Origin of the sequence: Roseovarius sp. A46, from assembly GCF_004126395.1 — a bacterium.
In the GTDB taxonomy this organism is placed as follows: domain Bacteria; phylum Pseudomonadota; class Alphaproteobacteria; order Rhodobacterales; family Rhodobacteraceae; genus Roseovarius; species Roseovarius nitratireducens.
In genome coordinates this window covers 1-2,974 of the sequence record NZ_PVWS01000064.1, presented here as the reverse complement: position 1 = coordinate 2,974, position 2,974 = coordinate 1, and the positions used below count along the sequence as shown (strand labels likewise).

The window sequence follows — 2,974 nt, the reverse complement described above, 5'->3', positions numbered from 1 at the left end:
TTCATGCCACGGCGAACGGATCGTCCAGCACGCCGACGACTTGCAACAGGAATTCGCCATTGCTCGCATCCAGAGCGTTAGCATAAAATTCGTCTATCACAGCCACGGACGTCTCGATGCTTTCCTTGCTGCCATCGAACAACGCCATCGCCGCCGAAGCATTCTCCCCATTGGACATGCCCTTGTGCACCGCGAAATAGGCTCCGAGGTCCACCTTGTCATCCAGATAGGCGTGGTCGGCGTTTCCCGGTTGCACCCCGCGAAGGACCTCGAGAATGAACTGGTCACGGCTGATATTGCCACTGTCGAGTTGGCCCACCCAGAACTCGAAGCCTTCCTGATCCGGCGTCCGGCCCAGGACATTCTCATAGACGGCCTCCGCGAAGGCGCCGTTGGAGGTTCCCGCCGGGTAGGTCGCCAAGGTCTCGTCCTGGTCGACAAACAACGTCGCCATCTCCTCCAATGACAGGCCGTTGGCAAAAGCGGTGCCCCAGAAGTTCAGTCCGATGGCGTCCGGTGCCCGGTTGAAATAGGCAATGTAGAGTTCGATAAAGCTTTCGAAATCCTGTTCGGACAACTCAGTGGTGCCGCCATACTTCGTCAGGTCAAAGGGCGCGCCCGGAACAGTTATATCGAAATCCAGGAACTCCATGTCGATGAGAGTATCACTACCGTTACCATCTGGTTTGCGCAGTGTCAGAGCGCTGGTTTCCGGGCTCAAGACGAGCGTGTAGCCAGTCTGACTGCCGGAATACACGACCGTGTCGGTTCCCGCGCCGCCGATCAGAACGTTGTTGCCGGCCCCGCCATGGAAGAGATCATTGCCTTCGCCCCCCATGAGCGTGTCATCGCCGGCCCCGCCCCAGAGCACGTCATCGCCATCCTCGCCCCAGAGCAGATCATCGCCATCGCCGCCATACAACAAGTCCGCCCCGGCGCTACCCATAAGCGTGTCGTTCCCGGCATTGCCATGGATTGTATCATTGCCCCAGACGCCACTGAGGTGGTTGTGTCCTGCATTTCCAACGATCACGTTGTCGAGTGAGTTTCCAGTGCCAACAAGATCCGCATCTCCGACGAATGTAAGGTTTTCCAGGTCATCGCCGGCCGAATGCCTCCGCAACGTGAAGTTCATGGAGCTTTCGACGGTGTCGACACCTTCCCCAGCGTTCAAGATCGTGTCGTTTTCGCTGTCAATCCTGAACAGGTCATCCCCATCGGTGCCCGTGTGTATCGAGGAATCGTTGATCGTATCTGTCTCGGACTCCACCGGGCCCGATCCGCTTGAGTCTCCTGAAAGGATCGCGCCTGCTTCCGCGGCATCGACGCCCTCGATGTCGAGGCGCAGGACCGACCATGACTGCAGCGTCAGGAGAAACTCATCGAAGGCGTCTGCGGTCATCAAACCGGACACCTCGGTCGTGCTGATGACCGGCTGGGCCATTTCGTCGGTGCCGCCCGCGCCACCATCCCAGAGCTCGGTCCACGAGACGCGGTAGTAATCCGCCTCGAGCGTGATCGCGGCGCTCAGGTCCAGCTCCAGCCGGTTCTCGGCACCGCTGCGCTCGGAGAAAAGCAACACCTGCCTGTCGGTGTTGCCATAGCCGTGAACGGCAAAATCCCCCGCCACGCTGAAATCCAGCACGGGGGCCAGACCCACGAGGCTCTCGCTCATCAGGGCGAAGCCTTCCCCGGCGAGGGTCAGGGACTCTGCCGAGTTGAAGATCAGCGTCCCGGAGTTGCTGTAGTTGAAGATCGCCGGCCAGAAATGGGCCGCTGTGACACCGTGGGTGACCATTTCATAGAAGATTTCCGTCGACATCGACACTTGCTGGAGGCCGCGATTGTTGGCCTGGTCGATGCCGCCGTTCTTGCGGGTGTTCCACTCCGTTATGAAGAAATCGAGGGCAGGTTGCGTGGCATCGCGGCTCCCAAGCTCGATGTTCCACAATTCGAGCTGGCTGAACCCGAACTGCTCTTCGGTGTTCACGGCATCAAAACCACCATCCAGGTAGTAATGCTCGACCACCCCGTCGAGCGCATTCGCCGCGTCGCGCAGGTTGAAATCTATGAGCTGCCCATCCGCACCCTCCACGGTGACGGAGTCCTGGTCGAAGGCGGCGATCATCTCGCGCACCTGCGGGCGGGACGTGTCCTGGGATTCCAGCGTGACCGGTGTGAGCCCGGCGACGGACGCAGCATCCATCCTGCTTACTTCATGGGCCGTGTAGACGAACCCGGTCGCCTCATCGACATAAAGCGTCGTGTCGCTGCTGGGCGAAAAAATTCCCGCGGAACTGGTGGTCTGGACCACGATATCGGGCTGCGCAGCCGGGGGAATGCCCATATCGGCAAAGGTGTCCGACATCACCTGGGACATCGCCGCCGCGAGCTTGCCATACTCGCCGGCGGTCATCTGCCCCGAGCCCCAGTACTCGTTGCCGATCTCGAGCGCGTCGATCCGCACGCCCTGCGCCTGCGCGGTGGCGACCGCGGCCTCGACGAACTCGGCCACGTGCCCGAGGTGGTCCGCGTCGATGACCCGCTCGCCGTAGGTGCCGGCAAGCAGGGCCTCGCCGGCGGATTGGGTGAAGCCGTTCATCGTGGGAACCACGAGGGTGACATCGGTGTCGAGGCTCGCGGCGAGTTCCATGAAATCGGTGAACGCTAGCAGCGACTGGGTGTTGCCCTGGAACGTCCCGCTCGACCGCTCAAGGCTGCCGCCGCTGATGTCCGAAATGTCGAAATACCATTCGGTGACCGACCCGCCCGGATACCGCAGGTTCGTGACACCGAGGTCCTCATACCTGTCGAATAGCTGCGCCTCGTCCGGTGCGGTCACCGTGAACAGCGCGTTGAGGCCGAACATGTCTTCGGTGACAGCCGTGCCTGAATTTTCATCCGTCTGATCGACGACATCGACGATCGCCATGCCACGTCCCCTCGCCAAAACCAGGTGCAGTCCTGACGAGGG

The 2,974-nt window shown here is 60.9% G+C and carries 1 protein-coding gene; it reads right to left on the bottom strand.

Annotated elements, in window-relative coordinates; all coding sequences use genetic code 11:
• Position 1: 1 nt before the first annotated feature.
• A complete protein-coding gene (locus C6W92_RS17335) occupies positions 2 to 2,932 on the bottom strand; it encodes a DUF4214 domain-containing protein (protein WP_129435368.1) in 2,931 nt (976 codons plus the stop codon).
• Between the last annotated feature and the right edge of the window lie 42 nt (positions 2,933 to 2,974).